Source organism: Pseudomonas sp. ICMP 10191 (assembly GCF_001467335.1).
Classification (GTDB): Bacteria; Pseudomonadota; Gammaproteobacteria; order Pseudomonadales; family Pseudomonadaceae; genus Aquipseudomonas; species Aquipseudomonas cerasi.
On record NZ_LKGW01000102.1, the window covers coordinates 315,485 to 330,823 of the forward strand.

A 15,339-nucleotide genomic window follows, 5' to 3' on the forward strand; every position below is an offset into this window, starting at 1 on the left:
CTGTGTAAAAGGATTGCGCGACGCGCGCGACAGCCGAAGTAGAGTGAAGACCGCTATGGAATGGCGCAAAGAAGTTAACAAGGGAGTCATTGCCCAGTGCGCGCTCCCTCACCCCCGACGCTGTGCGCGGGGTATCGGTTTCGGATTGGCGTTGATGGTTGCGGTCAGCGCGTCGGCCGCCTCTTCGGGTGGCAGCGGCGCAGGCAGATTCAATACGGCTTTTATCCAGGGAAGCGATCAGCCGGCTGACCTTCAGGAGTTTCTGCGCTCCAATAGCGTACTGCCCGGTACTTACCGGGTTGATATCTACGTCAATCGCAAGCTGAGCGGCAGGCGGGATATCCGCTTTTTGAAAAATCCGCTGTCAGGCCTGATCGAGCCCTGCCTGTCGCTCGAGATGCTACAGAGCTTTGGTCTGGACTTGAGTCGTCTGCCGTCAGGTGAGGTGTCTGCCCAGGCCTGTTTCGACCTGCCTGCGCGTGTCGAATTTGCCCGCGTCGACTATCAGCCCGGTGCGTTGCGACTGACGATCAGTGTGCCGCAAGCGGTGATGTCACGCGGTGCCCGCGGTTATGTGTCGCCGGAGCTTTGGGATCAGGGCGAGACCGCAGGCTTTATCAATTACAACTTCAATGGCAGCCGTCGGCGTAACAAGGGCCTGGAAACGGATCAGTACTACGTGGGGCTGCGAAACGGGCTGAACGTTGGTGCCTGGCGTTTGCGCAACGAGTCCTCTCTGGTGGGTGGCAGTGACAGACCCTGGCGTTATCGCAGCAATCGTACGTTCGCACAGCGCGACATCACCGCCCTGAAAAGCCAGCTCACGCTGGGCGAGACGTTTACCGATTCGCAGGTCTTCGACAGTGTCCGCTTCAGGGGCGCGGCGCTGGTCTCTGACGACGGCATGTTGTCTGACAGCGAGCGGGCCTATGCACCGGTCATCCGCGGGATTGCCGAAACCAATGCGACCGTGGAAGTTCGCCAGAACGGCTTTCTGCTTTACAGCGGCAGTGTGTCGCCCGGGCCTTTCGAGATTGCCGATATTTATCCCAGTGGCTCGAATGGCGATTTGTCGGTGTCTGTCATCGAAGCCGACGGGCGTGTGCGAACCTTCACTCAGGCCTACGCGTCGCTGCCGATCATGGTTCCCGCAGGCTCGTTGCGCTACAGCCTGGCCAGCGGGCAGGTCGACAACAACGACGACCAGCAGGCCTCTCCGGCGTTTGCCAGCGCAGCCCTGATCTACGGGCTTTCCGAACGGATCACCGGGTTTGCCGGGCTGCAACTGGCCGAGGATTATCAGGCCTGGAATATAGGTACGGGAGTAAACACCGGGCTGGGCGCGGTGTCGATGGACCTCACCCGATCGATCAGCAAGGTGGATCAGCAGGCGCGCAGTGGTCAGAGCCTGCGGGTGCGTTATGCCAACACGCTGGACGTCACCGACACCACGTTGGCAGTGGCCGGTTACCGGTATTCGACCGAGCAATACCGGACCTTGAACCAGCACGTCAGCGATATCGGCCCGCAGCGGCTGGTACTGCCCTCTGGTCTGGCGCGGGATCGACTCGAACTCAGCATCACTCAGATAGTGCCTGGCCAGTCGGCGTCGCTGAGCCTGACTGCTTCAGAGCAGCGCTACTGGAACCTGCCCGGCAAGACCCGGCAACTTTACCTGTCCTATAACGCAGCCTGGCGTTCGCTCAATTACAGCCTGTCCGTCGAACGCAACGAGGATTTCGGGCGAAGCGGTGACGCGAGCACCGACAATCGTATTGCCCTGAGCGTGACCCTGCCGCTTGGATCCAGCCCCGGCTCGTCGCGATTGTCTTTCAACGCGGTGCGCGACAGCCGCGGCGAGTACAACGCGCAGACCGGTCTTAACGGCCAGGTGCCGGGCGATCGCGACACGTTCTATTCGGTACAGGCTGGACGTGACAGTACCTCCGGCAGTTTCGGCGCAGGCAAGGTCAGCACCAGCACGGCATTCGGCCGTTTCGAGGCCGGTTATAGCCAGGGTCAGGATTACGATGCATTCAGCCTGTCCGCCGCTGGTTCGCTGGTAGCGCATGCCGGTGGCGTGAACCTTGGGCAGGCCTTGGGGGAAACCTTTGCACTGGTTCAGGTGCCCGATGTCGGTGGTGCCCGCTTGAAGTCGTTCAGTAACGTCGAGACCGCCGGCAACGGCTATGCGGTTCTGCCTTATGCGCAGGCCTACCGCACCAACTGGGTCAGCCTGGATACCCGGCAGTTGGGCGCTGATGTCGATCTGGAAAACGCCATCACCCAGATCGTGCCGCGCAGGGGCGCGATCCCGGTGGTGCGCTTCAAGGCCAATGTGGGCCGTCGGGTGCAGTTCGAACTGGTGCGCACCGATGGCAGCAAGGTGCCGCTGGGCGCCAGTGTCGAAGATGAGCAGGGCAGGGCGCTGGCAGTGGTCGATCCCGGCAGTCAGGCGCTGGTGCTCAGCGAGCAGGACGCCGGCAGCGTGTGGGTACGCTGGTCCGATCAACGTTGTCAGGCAACATTCTCGCTACCGCCCAGAGACCCGTCGCGAGCCTACGAGCGGATCAGGGTGATATGCCGATGAGCGCTTTCGCTGGCTCATGCAAGGCGCTGCTGACGGCTGTGCTTTTGACGAGCGACCTGGCGGCGCACGGCGCTGTTTCGCTGAGTGGAACACGGCTGGTTTTCGACGGGCAGTATCGCGAAGTCACGCTCGAAGTGCGCAATCGCGGCAAGTCCGAGGCGCTTTTGCAGGCCTGGCTCAGCGACGCCGCGGACGATGACGACACCCCGGGTGAGCTTCGCAAAGCGCTGCCATTCGTGGTCACGCCACCGCTTGCACGCCTGGCGGTGGGCGGCAGGCAGACCTTGCGCGTGCTGTATCAGGGCTCGGGCATGCCGCAGGAGCACGAGTCTCTGCTGCATCTGTATGTGCTTGAGGTGCCTCGACGCCAGGACGGCGTGGGGCAGTTGAACATTGCCGTGCGCCAACGCATCAACGTGTTCTACCGGCCCCCCGGCCTTGACGGTGATCCGGCCGACACCCCCGCGCGGCTGCTGTGGACACTGACTCATGACCCGTCGCACGTCTTGTCGCTGACGGTCAGTAACCCGACGCCCTATCACGCCGCTCTGCAAGCGCTGCATATCGACGGTGTGCAGCTCGGCGATCATCTGCTGCTGGCGCCGGGCGCCCAGGTTGCCATGGGTGTGCCCGCAAGTGTCGAGCCCTCTGCCACACATCGTTTTTCATACCAGTCGCTGACCGACTACGGCGGCCGACGGACCCATTGCGCACAGCTCACCGGGCAGACAGCCACTACGGCCGGGCTGCCGAAAAACAATTCCATTCAGGACGAATGCTGATATGAAATATCTCTCTGCCGGAGGCTGGCTGCGATCCCTTGCCGTGGTGCTGTTACTGCATCCGGCTTCCACTTTCGCGCTGATCTGTACCACTCAAGGGACGGGCGAAACCGAAATTCACGATGATCTGAGCAGTTCGGTGGCAATCCCGGAGTCGAGTCCTGACGGGGAAGTGGTATGGCGTTCCGAACCTCTGACTGTTCAGGTCGAATGCGCGAGAGAGGGCTGGCAGTCCGGCGCGGAGGAGATTTTTATCTACCTGAATCCGGACAATCGTTCGATCGGTCAGGGGATTCGCGCCGGGATGACGCTGCAGGGCATCGATCACCTGCAAGGCGGTGGAAGGATCAGTACCGGGAGCTACCTGCCGATGTGTCGTGAGGGTGAGAGCACGCTCGACAACTGCCCTAAGGTGCGCTTCAGCCTGGCGTTTTCGGTGTTCATCCAGAAGTTCGGCGCTACACCGTCCTCCGGCGTGGCCAGTGACCTGCTCGATTACCGGTTTTTTCAGCTGGGCGGCGCGACAGACCCGAGTCGGCTGTCAGGGCTCAGCCTCAGTTATGTGATCAATAACCTGCGGGGGCTGAGGTTCGTGGCCTGCGATGCCGATCTCCAAGTGCTCCCGGAAACCGTGGAATTTGGCGATGTTGCGATACACCAAGTGGCCATTGGCAAAGTGACTGCCACCCAGACATTCTCCCTGCTGACCAGTCGCAGTTGCGATTCGCCCTTCAGCATCGACGCGCGTTTCAGGCCGGTGACAGGCACTCTGTCTGGCGAGCTGCTGATCCCTGTCGGTAATGATTCGTTGGGGATCCGGATGACCAGCGCAGTCAATGGTCAGCCGTTACGCTACAACGAACCCTTCCATCTGACGGAATTGCTGGGCGAAACCAACACTGCCAGGGCGGACTTCAATGCCGAACTGCTATGGAACACCAGCACGCCACGGCCCGGACCGTTCAATGCCGAAGTGATGGTCGATCTGTTCTACAAATGACGGCGACAGGAGGCTCGGGCGGTTGTGCGGCGATTGATGTATGCTGCGCGGCCGCGGGCATTTGCCCGGCCAATTCGACTTTCTGGTGACACCATGACCACTCCTGAACAACCCCCTGTTCAAGACGCCGCAGCCGACTCCGCCGCAGACACTGAAAAGAAGGCTGTCATTGCGCCTTTCAGCTTTCCGTTCAAGCCTTCGGAGTTTGCCCAGGCCAAAAAGGAGCCGGCGTGGCATCAGAAAACCAACAAGCACGGCCACCACAAGACCCCGGGCGTAGCGCCGGCCGGCACCCGCAGGTCGATGGGCAAGCGCTGATTGCCTGATTGATCCTGTCAGGCAGCCTGCAACGGGATGAACAGGTAGGAAACCGGCTGCCGGTCAGTCACTTCGGCACCTTCCTGTTGCAGGGTGTCCAGAACGTGCTGGCCGGCCACGTGAAACTCCCACTTCGAGCCCTGGGCTCGCTCATCCTGCGCAGGATTTGCGACTTCTTCGATGGCAGCGGCAAACGCGCCCATGTCCGGCAGATAGGCGACGAAACCGTTGCCCTTGAGGGCGGTGGTACGGATGCCGAGCTTCTGGCAAATCAGCTGTTTGGTCTCTATCTCATCCCGGTCGGCCTGACGCGACTGTTCGATCAGGTCTATCAGTTGCGTATCGACCAGCCTGTCGTTGACGATCAGGTCAGGACCCTGCTCCCAGGACTCTGGCGGGCAGCCTTTGCTGTCGGGGCGTAACGGAATGTGCGGGTTGATCTCCATCGGATAGATTCGGCACACCAGCGGCCGGCGCTCGTAGATGCGGCACAGGTTCTTCTCGTCAAGATTCCGGCAGCGCCCCACGTTGTAGGCCGCGAAGGTGATCGCCACGAAGGCTGTCGTGCTGCCACTGCTCACCTCGGTCGAGCGACGGCTGGCATGGGTCAGCTGGGTCTCGGAGACCCCGTAGCCATTGCTCAAAAATGCCTCGGTCAGAACGATGACGTTGCCGCCATCTGCTGCCCACTGCGTGGCTTCGCCGAGCGTCAGCGGTACGTGATGGTCGGTGCAACAGCCGCCACAACCCACGCAGGAAAACTTGGTGTCCATTATCTCGATGATCCGTCGAAGAGGTATGTGGTGGGCGACAACAATTGGTCACTCACCTGCTTGATACCTCTCCGGAAGCAAGTTGTGCGCCAGTCGCCGGGCGGGTCAACAGCGCGTTCAGGCTGCAGGGATGTCGAAACGCTTGAGATAGGCCATTGCGGATTTCTCATAAAGACGCCGCGCCGCCAAGTTGTTTTCCATGACGTGAAGGTCGACAGATGCTTCGTTGCGCGTACGCAGATGGACGAACAGGTGATTGAGCAGGGCGTGGCCGATCCCGCTGTGTCGCACACCAGGGTGCACGACCAAGTCCCTGATGAATGCGCTGGTCCAGCACACGATCACACCGACTACCGTTGCATCACGCATGGCCAGAAAGCACCGCGACGGGTCGCATTCCGGATCGTGTTCGAAGGCGGCCAGCCAGTCCGGATAATCCGCAACGCAGCCTGCCGCGCTGCCGTAACCCACGGTCAGCAGGCGGTGAACCTCTGGGGCTCGATCAATGGTGAAGGGGTGTGGCTGGATGCCATGCGGCCAGGCTGCGAATGATACTGGCACTGCGAGATCCCGACGCATCAGCCAGTAATGCGCGGCGGATGCGTCGGTCAGGTTCGGACGTTGTGTCGCTGTGCGCTCAGGGATCAGAGCCCTTGGGCGACCACCGTACGTGCGGCCTCGATCAGGCATTTGGTCAACTCGGGTGACGAGAACTTGGTCAACACGGCATTGGCCCCGGCGACCTGGGACTTCTCGCTGTTCATCGCGCTATCGAGCGAGGTGTGCAGCAGAATGTACAGGTCACTGAAGTCCGGCGTATCCCGGAGTGTGCGGGTGAGGGCGTAGCCGTCCATTTCCGACATCTCGATATCGGAAACCACCACGTTGATCTGCCGTGCAGTGCCCTGCAGGTCGAGCAGAACATCGATAGCTTCTTTGGCACTGCGCGCCGTGTGGCATTCGATGCCGAGATTACGCAAGGTAATGATCGACTGCTGCAGGGCAACCTGGCTGTCATCGACGACCAGAATCCGCGCCTTGCTCAGCAGTTCCGCATCCTCTTTGGCCAGCTCCGTCGATTGCACGACGATCTGCGCAGGGGCGATGCCGTGGATCACCTTTTCGATGTCCAGCACCTGCACCAGCACGCCGTCGACCTGAGTGACCCCGGTGATGAACGACTTGCTGCTCGACCCGTAGGGCGGCGGACGGATATCGGTGGTCAGGCAATGCACAATCTTGCTGACGGCCTGAACGTGCAGGCCCTGCTTCGAGCGACTGACATCCGTGACGATCAGGCAGCCACCGTCGGGATCGGCCAGCGGACGCTCGCCGATCGCACGACTCAGATCGATAACCGACAGTGACGAGCCACGTAACGTCGCGATGCCTTTGACGTGCGGGTGCGATTCGGGAAGATGGGTCAGGGGAGGGCAGGGGATAATCTCGCTGACCTTGAGCAGGTTGATCGCCATCAGCTTGCCGCTGCGCAACGTGAAGAGGAGCAGCGAAAGTGAATCTGCTCGGACGTTCTTGGACATATGAACCTTCTGGCTGTAGGTGTTTCGTCGCCTGGTAGCGGCAAACAACTTTCTATGACAGGTTATCGACCTGAGACGGGCTGGCTTGAGGATTTTTAACCGACAGCCGAGCACGCCGTTCGCTTGCCATTGGAAGTCGTTGCACTACACCGCAGCGGGCCCGACAAACTGACTGCCCACGTCCCGATAGTGGCAGTCTGGCTTCGGTTGCGTCAAACCGGAGGAGGGCGGCAGATTGTCGCTCTCTGCATTCCGACAACCTGCGTCGCGGGTTCGCACGCAGTAGTGCTTTGCCAGAAAGGCACCCTGCGACAAAATACCGCAGCTATATATAGAAGAAGAGCTGCGACAAACTGACGCACCCTTCTATATATAGAAGGGCATTGCATCCGGCTCCCGCAAAAACGTCCTGTCGGTCTTGGATCTGCCGACGCGCAGACCATCCGGCTGGCAAATGCGCCCGTATGGCTGGCCAATGCTTGAGTTGCCGGATCAGACAGATGATCATCGCGCACGCCTCGGCTCAGCCAGGCCGTCCACCCCCGTTCAGGTTGCTGACGCACGCTGCATGGCGTTGACCAACCCTTTCATCAGTTCAGTAAGGTATGTGAATGAGCGACAACACGTTGTACCTGAGACGCGAAAAGCGCTTTCTGGTTTTGCTGGGGATTATCTGCCTGGCCCTGATCGGCGGCGCCCTGTACATGCAGATCGTCCTGGGCGAAGCGCCTTGCCCGTTGTGCATCCTGCAGCGTTACGCGCTGTTGTTCATCGCCATTTTTGCGTTCATCGGCGCGGCCATGCCTGGGCGTCGCAGCGTCACGGCGTTTGAAACCCTGGTTACCCTCAGCGCCCTTGGCGGCATTGCCGCGGCCGGCCGGCATGTCTGGATCCTCGCCCATCCGTCCGACAGCTGCGGTATCGACGTGCTGCAGCCAATTGTCGATGGCCTGCCATTGGCTACACTGTTCCCTACAGGGTTTCAGGTAAGCGGTTTCTGCACGACGCCATATCCGCCGGTTCTCGGATTGTCACTCGCGCAATGGGCGCTGACGGCGTTTGTCCTGACCGCAGTTCTGGTACCGGCGTGCATCATTCGCAATCGCCGCAAACCTTACTAACTACAGGGGCTTTCGCAAAAAATGCCCCGTGAATACGGGGCTTTTTTCGAGTGAAATGAGGCGTTTGCAAGACGATTGTTACGCATATAGAGAATAACTGTTACAAAATTAGGCATAGTCATTAAAAATTTACGTATCTACAATCCCCGTCACTTGTCGTTCAGCTTGGCCGAACGATCAGCATTTTGAGGCTTGGAGCGTCCCCTGTGCACTCTGAACAGGCAGCGCAACGCTTGCCTCTGAGGGCGTATAATGGCCGCGTCGAAAGCGTCTGCCCGAAGTTTTGGGCAGTTCCAGCAACTCAAAAAACAAGAATCCATAGCTAAACCCGGACTTGTCGATACGCCGCTGTGCGTACTGGCGGCCCTTGTTCAATTCAAAAAAATTAGCCGGCACTGGCAGGGCGAAGTGTTGGCGGTCGAAACCCAACTGCACCGCGCAAGCTGCTTTTAGAGGTCGTGAAATGAGTAAAAAAAGGTACCCCAGGTTTTTTGGCTTCTTGGCCCTTTTCTGTATGCTTTTGCTCAGTGGATGCGATGGCGTACCTCTGCTCGATCCAAAAGGGCAGGTGGGTATCGAGCAGCGGAACCTGATCGTAATCGCAACGTTGCTGATGCTGATTGTCGTGATCCCGGTCATCCTGATGACCCTGATCTTCGCCTGGAAGTATCGCGCGTCGAACAAGGCCGCCAAGTACACGCCGGACTGGTCTCACTCCACCAAGATCGAAATCGCAGTCTGGGGCGTACCCATGCTGTTGCTGGTCTTCCTGGGGTACATCACTTACGTTTCGACTCACTCGCTGGACCCTTACCGTCCGCTTGATTCGGACGTCAAGCCGGTCACCATCCAGGCGATCTCGGTTGACTGGAAATGGGTATTCGTCTATCCGGACTACGGCATCGCCACGGTCAACAAGATCGTGTTCCCTGCCAAGACTCCGATCAACTTCCAGGTGACCTCCGACAGTGTGATGAACTCGTTCTTCATCCCGGGTCTGGGTGGTCAGATCTACGCGATGGCGGGCATGCACACCAAGCTGCATCTCATTGCCAACGAGAATCACGAATTCAACGGTATTTCGGCCAACTACAGTGGCGCAGGCTTTACCGGCATGAAGTTCAAGGCCATCGCTACCAGCCAGGCTGATTTCGACAGCTGGGTCAGCGAAGTCAAGAGCTCACCTAAAAAGCTTGGCACGGCCGAATACGCCGAGTTGATCAAGCCGAGCGAACGCAACCCTGTCGAACTCTTTTCCTCGGTCACCCCGAACCTGTTCCAGATCGTCATCGACAAGTATGAAGGTATGAATCCAGGCAAGAAGGTTGTTGCTGGTGAGAAGGAAGTGGCCGGTGACGCTGGTGCGGAAAAAGGCAAAAATTCAGCTGCTGGGGCAGAGGAGTAAACGATGTTTGGCAAATTAAGTCTGGAAGCGGTGCCGTTCCACGAGCCCATAGTCATGGTGACACTTGCCATGATCGCGCTCGGCGGCATTGCGGTTGTCGGGTTGATCACCTATTTCCGCAAGTGGACGTACTTGTGGTCTGAATGGCTGACCTCTGTCGACCACAAGAAAATCGGCGTGATGTACATCGTCGTTGCCATGGTCATGCTGCTGCGCGGTTTTGCCGACGCCATCATGATGCGTACCCAACTGGCGATGGCCCAGAACGGTTCCGAAGGGTTCCTTCCGCCTGAACACTATGACCAGATCTTCACCGCTCACGGTGTGATCATGATCATCTTCATGGCGATGCCGTTCTTCACGGGTCTGATGAACATCGTTCTGCCTCTGCAGATCGGCGCTCGCGACGTGGCGTTCCCGTTCCTGAACTCCCTGAGCTTCTGGCTGCTGGTTGCAGGTATGCTGCTGATCAACATCTCCCTGGGTGTCGGTGAGTTCGCCAAGACTGGCTGGGTCGCGTATCCGCCTCTCTCCGGGTTGCAATACAGTCCTGGCGTAGGGGTTGACTACTACATCTGGGCGCTACAGTTATCCGGGTTAGGTACGACGCTGACGGGGGTCAACTTCCTCGTGACCGTTCTGAAGATGCGTACCCCTGGCATGAAACTGATGGACATGCCGATCTTCACCTGGACCTGCACCTGGGCAAACATCCTGATCGTGGCTTCGTTCCCGATCCTGACCGCTACCCTGGCGTTCCTGACCCTTGACCGCTACCTGGACTTCCACATTTTCACGAACGAAATGGGCGGTAACCCCATGATGTACGTGAACCTGTTCTGGGCGTGGGGTCACCCTGAGGTGTACATCCTGATCCTGCCGGCCTTCGGCGTGTTCTCGGAAGTCATCTCGACGTTCTCCGGCAAGCGTCTGTTCGGCCACAAGTCGATGATCTTCGCCTCCGGTGCGATCTGTATCCTGGGCTTCATGGTCTGGCTGCACCACTTCTTCACCATGGGTGCGGGTGCCAACGTCAACGCCTTCTTCGGTCTGGCGACGATGCTGATCGCGATCCCGACGGGTGTGAAGCTGTTCAACTGGCTGTTCACGATGTATCAGGGCCGTCTGCGCTTCACTCCGCCGGTACTCTGGACCCTGGGTTTCATGGTCACCTTCTCGATCGGCGGCATGACCGGCGTTCTGCTGGCGATCCCGGGTGCTGACTTCGTGCTGCACAACAGCCTGTTCGTGATCGCTCACTTCCACAACGTCATCATCGGCGGTGCGGTATTCGGTTACATCGCCGGCTTCGCGTTCTGGTTCCCTAAAGCGTTCGGTTTCACCCTGAACGAGAAGTGGGGCAAGGCTGCGTTCTGGTTCTGGATCGTCGGCTTCTTCGTCGCATTCATGCCGCTGTACGCGCTGGGCTTCCTGGGCATGACCCGTCGTCTGAACGCTACCGACATGCCAGAGTGGAACATCTACCTGGACGTCGCGCTGTTCGGTGCCGTGCTGATCGCGATGGGTATCGCTTCGCAGCTGATCCAGCTGTTCGTGAGTATCCGTGACCGCGACAACAACCGCGATCTGACCGGTGACCCATGGAATGGCCATACCCTGGAATGGTCCACGTCTTCGCCTCCACCGTTCTACAACTTTGCCGAGCTGCCAAAAGCTGACGACATTGACGCGTTCACCGACGCAAAACGTGCCGGCACCGCTTACAAGGTTCCTGCCCGCTACTCGGCGATCCACATGCCTAACAACACGCCGACCGGCCTGTACATGGGTATGTTGCTGACGGTCTTCGGCTTTGCATTCATCTGGCACATCTGGTGGCTGGTAGGCGCAAGCCTGGTTGCGACCATTGCAGTCTTCGTTGCTCACGCTGTCCGTGACGACCAGGGCTACATGGTGCCTGCTGAAGATGTAGCGCGTATTGAAGGTGAGCATCACAAGGTCCTGGCGGCCAACGGTGCATACACTCCTGTCAAGTCCTCGCTGGAACAGGTTTAAACAATGTCAAATATTGCAATCAACTCCGGAGCCCACGATCACGGTCACGACCATGATCATGGGCATGACGATCACCACGACAGCGGTGGCATGACGGTCTACGGCTTCTGGCTGTACCTGATGACCGACTGCGTGTTGTTCGCCTCGTTCTTCGCGGTATACGCCGTGATGGTCAACAGTGTCGCGGGTGGCCCATCGGGCCAGGACATCTTCCTGCTGCCATTCGTGGCTGTGGAAACCGCGTTCCTGTTGGTCAGTAGTATCACTTACGGCTTCGCCATGCTGGCACTGTACAAGGGCAATAAAAGCCAGGTACTGGGCTGGCTGGCACTGACCTTCCTGTGCGGTGCTGCCTTCATCGGCATGGAAATCTATGAGTTCCATCACCTGATCGAAGAGGGCTACGGTCCGAGCCGCAGTGGCTTCCTGTCAGCGTTCTTCGCCCTGGTAGGCCTGCACGGTGCTCACGTGACCAGCGGTCTGATCTGGATGGCGATCATGATGTTCCAGGTCCAGAAAAGGGGCCTGACCAACACCAACAAGACGCGCCTGAGCTGCCTGAGCCTGTTCTGGCACTTCCTGGACGTTGTCTGGATCGGCGTGTTCACCGTTGTCTATCTGATGGGAGCTTTGTAATGTCAAATTCGCATCACTCCGCTGAAGACAATAGTCACGGCTCAGTGAAGTCGTACGTCATCGGTTTCGTACTGTCGATCATCTTGACCGCCATTCCGTTTGCCCTGGTGATGTCACCTTCACTGCCGAAGGACATGACGATCGCAATCGTTCTGGTCTTCGCGATCATCCAGATCCTGGTGCACCTGCATTACTTCCTGCATCTGGACTTCACGAGCGTGCAGCGTAACAACGTGATGGCCTTCGCCTTTACCACGATGGTTATCGTCCTGCTGGTCGGCTTGTCGCTGTGGATCATTTTCAGCGTCCACCGCGAAATGATGGCGCATTGAGGAATACCAGATGTCACTGAAGCACTTTATCCAAATCACCAAGCCGGGGATCATTTTCGGTAACGTGCTTTCGGTGGCAGGTGGCTTTTTTCTGGCTTCTAAGGGAAATATCGATTTCGGCGTGTTCCTCGCTGCTGTCATCGGTACTTCCCTGGTCGTTGCGTCCGGTTGTGTGTTCAATAACTGCATCGATCGCGATATCGATCAGCGAATGGAAAGAACCCGTAACCGGGTTCTGGTGCAGGGCCTGGTTTCACTGAAACTGGCGCTGCTCTACGCAACCTTGCTCGGTATTGCAGGCGTTGGCCTGCTGTACACCGAGGCCAATCCGTTGGCCGCACTGTTTGCAGTGATCGGGTTCGTGATTTACGTCGGCCTTTACAGCCTGTACCTGAAACGCAGATCCGTTCACGGCACGCTGGTGGGCAGTCTCTCGGGGGCCATGCCGCCGGTGATTGGCTACTGCGCAGTGAGCAACAGCTTCGACTTTGCGGCCCTGACGCTACTGGTGATGTTCAGCCTGTGGCAGATGCCGCATTCGTATGCGATCGCCATCTTCCGCTTCAATGATTACCGTGCTGCGAAGATCCCGGTTCTGCCGGTCAAGCGCGGCATTCTGGTTACCAAGCGCCACATCATGCTCTACATCCTGGCGTTCCTCGTAGCGACCCTGATGCTGACCGTCGGTGGCTATGCGGGTCTCAATTACCTGGCTGTCGCAGCGGGTATGGGCATGTACTGGTTGTACATGGCCTGGAAGGGCTACAAGGCCGTTGACGATACTGTCTGGGCTCGCAAGTTGTTCGTGTTTTCGATCTTCACCATTACTGCGTTGAGCGTGATGATGTCGGTCGACTTTCAGGTGACAAAAGAATTGCTGGTGACTTACGCCTTCTGATTCCTCCTGATACGCGTTATGAAAACCCCGTTCTGCGAAGAACGGGGTTTTTTTTCGAGTGCCGAACTACACTGGATGAAACACAGGGCGTGTCGGCAGTGTTGAAGTGCCTGTAAACGCCTGCTTGCAGGGCGTTTTTGACCTTTCATGGAAAATCAGGAGCGCTTGCCGCATGATGTGCCGTTTTCAAGCGACCTGTTACAGATATCCGGTTTCCGAGCCCGCCAGGGCTGATCATGATTATGGCTGCTACCCATGATGTCTTCAGAAAGTCAGAACCCCACGTCCAGCCCCTTGGTTTCCATCGTTGCCCCTTGCTACAACGCCGAGCGATTTCTTGAGGCTGCGATTCAGAGCATCTTTGCTCAGGACTACGGAAATTTCGAGGTCATCGTTGTTGATGATGGCTCGACCGACAACAGCATTGCGATGCTCGAGTCCCTGCAGCAACGCTATCCTTTCCAGCTTTACCGTCAGGCCAATCAGGGTGTCAGTGCTGCCCTTAACCACGGTCTGCGGTATGCCAAGGGCGTTTACCTCTCCACGCCGGACCTGGATGACATCATGCTTCCCTCATCGGTGCGGATCCGTGCCGAGTATCTGGACAATCACCCCGCAGTAGGCTGTGTCGGCGCATTGATCAGCTACATGGATGGTGACGGCAATGAAATCAAACGTCAGTCGCGCGATTACATCGAGAGGCTGACGTTTGATGACATATTGCGCGGCGCAGTGGTCGTCGGCGCGCCGGTCGCTCTGTACCGCATGAAGGCCATCAAGGGTGCGAACGGCTATGACCCGCAGATAAAGGTTCAGGATTTTCAGGCGACATTGAAAATAGCCCATCTGGGCTATGAAATTCATGTGCTCCCCGAGATCGTTACGCGCTACCGACGTCACTCGAACAACCTTTCACGCAAGTACAAGGTGTTGCTTGAGGCTGACTTGAAAAGCATCGAGCCTTATCGGGACCATCGCGAATACCAGAGCGGTCGCACTCAGGCCATCAACAAGGCCTTGAAATACGCCGCGGTCGCGGACAAGCGATATGCCTGGAGTCTGCTGTTGTCCATTCCGTGGAGGCAGATCAACAGAACAACCTTGCGGCGCTGCAAGCGTTTGTTGTTGAGCTATCGGTAGGCGCTGCCTGCTGGTCAAAACATATGTGATTGAAGATATGAAAATCATCGAGCTGTTAAAAAATAGAAAAATACGCAAGCAGCTACGCAAACTTGACAAACTGGAGAGGCTTGCGGAGAAGATCAGACTGCAATACCCGCGAGCTGAAGTGGGTGTAGGCACATATGGCACGCCGGATATCGTCGAGTTTGGTGATGATTCCGTGCTGCGTGTAGGGTCCTACACTTCGATTGCCAAAGGAGTGAGGATTCTGCTGGGGGGTGAGCACCGCACAGACTGGATCACGACCTATCCATTTCCCGCCATGGTCGAGCAATTGGCAGATATCAAGGATTACTCCCCCAGCAAGGGTGATGTCACCATTGGCAGTGACTGCTGGATCTGCGCCAACGCGCTCATCGTATCGGGCGTCACGATAGGTCACGGTGCAGTCGTCGGTGCCGGCGCGATGGTTGTGCGCGATGTGGCCCCCTATTCGGTTGTCGGTGGCAATCCGTGCAAATTCATCCGTTGGCGCTTTGAAGAGGATGTTCGTCAACTGCTGCTGCAAACGGCCTGGTGGGACTGGCCCATGGAGGAGGTCAAATCTGTGGCACGGACCTTGTGCAGCGGTGATATGGAAGCCTTTCTCTCATATGTTCGCCGGCGCCAGGCCACATCACGGCCAGTGGGCAACTGACTGGACGAAAAGCGCCTGTGCGTTCGGAGCTGCTTCAGAAATGCCATGTCGGTTTGCATTTATTTCGAGCCTCATGGCCCGAATGATCTGGCAGAATAAGGCATTGGC

Annotated in this window: 16 protein-coding genes; 13 read left to right on the forward strand and 3 right to left on the reverse strand. The window is 58.1% G+C overall.

Translation table 11 applies throughout. The features are described 5' to 3' along the window. The first annotated feature begins 55 nt into the window (after nt 1-55). The 4 genes from AO388_RS10335 to AO388_RS10350 all read left to right on the forward strand — a co-directional run bounded on the left by AO388_RS10335 (nt 56) and on the right by AO388_RS10350 (nt 4,690). Nucleotides 56-2,590 carry a fimbria/pilus outer membrane usher protein gene (locus AO388_RS10335; protein ID WP_054080692.1) on the forward strand — a complete coding sequence of 845 codons (2,535 nt, stop codon included), beginning with the start codon at nt 56-58 and terminating at the stop codon, nt 2,588-2,590. Continuing rightward, a complete protein-coding gene (locus tag AO388_RS10340; RefSeq protein WP_054080823.1) occupies nt 2,587-3,372 on the forward strand; it encodes a fimbrial biogenesis chaperone in 786 nt (261 codons plus the stop codon). Before AO388_RS10335 ends, AO388_RS10340 begins: the two co-directional genes overlap by 4 nt. Nucleotide 3,373: 1 nt before the next feature. Beyond that, nucleotides 3,374-4,372 (forward strand): fimbrial protein, encoded by a 999-nt coding sequence (locus AO388_RS10345; protein ID WP_058416398.1) that lies wholly within the window; start codon nt 3,374-3,376, stop codon nt 4,370-4,372. 93 nt (nt 4,373-4,465) lie between these two features. Then, nucleotides 4,466-4,690 carry a hypothetical protein gene (locus AO388_RS10350; RefSeq protein WP_044309220.1) on the forward strand — a complete coding sequence of 75 codons (225 nt, stop codon included), beginning with the start codon at nt 4,466-4,468 and terminating at the stop codon, nt 4,688-4,690. A gap of 17 nt (nt 4,691-4,707) precedes the next feature. On the opposite strand, the gene AO388_RS10355 is transcribed toward AO388_RS10350, so the two are convergent. From AO388_RS10355 to AO388_RS10365, 3 genes are all read right to left on the reverse strand, one after another. Then, nucleotides 4,708-5,463 (reverse strand): YkgJ family cysteine cluster protein, encoded by a 756-nt coding sequence (locus AO388_RS10355; protein WP_058416399.1) that lies wholly within the window; start codon nt 5,461-5,463, stop codon nt 4,708-4,710. Nucleotides 5,464-5,580: 117 nt separating this feature from the next. Then, a complete protein-coding gene (locus AO388_RS10360) occupies nt 5,581-6,042 on the reverse strand; it encodes a GNAT family N-acetyltransferase (protein ID WP_058416400.1) in 462 nt (153 codons plus the stop codon). 65 nt (nt 6,043-6,107) lie between these two features. After that, nucleotides 6,108-7,004 carry a chemotaxis protein gene (locus tag AO388_RS10365; protein WP_003365270.1) on the reverse strand — a complete coding sequence of 299 codons (897 nt, stop codon included), beginning with the start codon at nt 7,002-7,004 and terminating at the stop codon, nt 6,108-6,110. Between the two features lie 611 nt (nt 7,005-7,615). Here AO388_RS10365 and AO388_RS10370 point away from each other — a divergent pair. From AO388_RS10370 to AO388_RS10410, 9 genes are all read left to right on the forward strand, one after another. Next, a complete protein-coding gene (locus AO388_RS10370; protein WP_003365269.1) occupies nt 7,616-8,125 on the forward strand; it encodes a disulfide bond formation protein B in 510 nt (169 codons plus the stop codon). 252 nt (nt 8,126-8,377) lie between these two features. After that, nucleotides 8,378-8,578: a hypothetical protein gene (locus AO388_RS29350; RefSeq protein WP_003314077.1), complete on the forward strand. Its 201-nt coding sequence runs from the start codon at nt 8,378-8,380 to the stop codon at nt 8,576-8,578. A gap of 10 nt (nt 8,579-8,588) precedes the next feature. Beyond that, nucleotides 8,589-9,530 (forward strand): ubiquinol oxidase subunit II, encoded by a 942-nt coding sequence (gene cyoA, locus AO388_RS10380; RefSeq protein ID WP_003433560.1) that lies wholly within the window; start codon nt 8,589-8,591, stop codon nt 9,528-9,530. Between the two features lie 3 nt (nt 9,531-9,533). Further along, a complete protein-coding gene (gene cyoB, locus AO388_RS10385) occupies nt 9,534-11,546 on the forward strand; it encodes a cytochrome o ubiquinol oxidase subunit I (RefSeq protein ID WP_003433558.1) in 2,013 nt (670 codons plus the stop codon). A gap of 3 nt (nt 11,547-11,549) precedes the next feature. Further along, a complete protein-coding gene (locus tag AO388_RS10390) occupies nt 11,550-12,182 on the forward strand; it encodes a cytochrome o ubiquinol oxidase subunit III (protein ID WP_042930342.1) in 633 nt (210 codons plus the stop codon). After that, the gene (cyoD, locus tag AO388_RS10395) at nt 12,182-12,514 is read left to right on the forward strand and encodes a cytochrome o ubiquinol oxidase subunit IV (RefSeq protein WP_003409003.1); all 333 of its coding nucleotides are present in this window, start codon (nt 12,182-12,184) and stop codon (nt 12,512-12,514) included. The genes AO388_RS10390 and cyoD overlap by 1 nt, the downstream gene beginning before the upstream one ends. A 10-nt stretch (nt 12,515-12,524) precedes the next feature. After that, entirely contained in the window at nt 12,525-13,412 is an 888-nt protein-coding gene (gene cyoE / locus AO388_RS10400; RefSeq protein WP_003314082.1) for a heme o synthase, read from the forward strand. 255 nt (nt 13,413-13,667) lie between these two features. Then, nucleotides 13,668-14,552: a glycosyltransferase family 2 protein gene (locus AO388_RS10405; RefSeq protein WP_058416401.1), complete on the forward strand. Its 885-nt coding sequence runs from the start codon at nt 13,668-13,670 to the stop codon at nt 14,550-14,552. 37 nt (nt 14,553-14,589) lie between these two features. Then, entirely contained in the window at nt 14,590-15,231 is a 642-nt protein-coding gene (locus tag AO388_RS10410; RefSeq protein WP_058416402.1) for a CatB-related O-acetyltransferase, read from the forward strand. Nucleotides 15,232-15,339 lie beyond the last annotated feature (108 nt).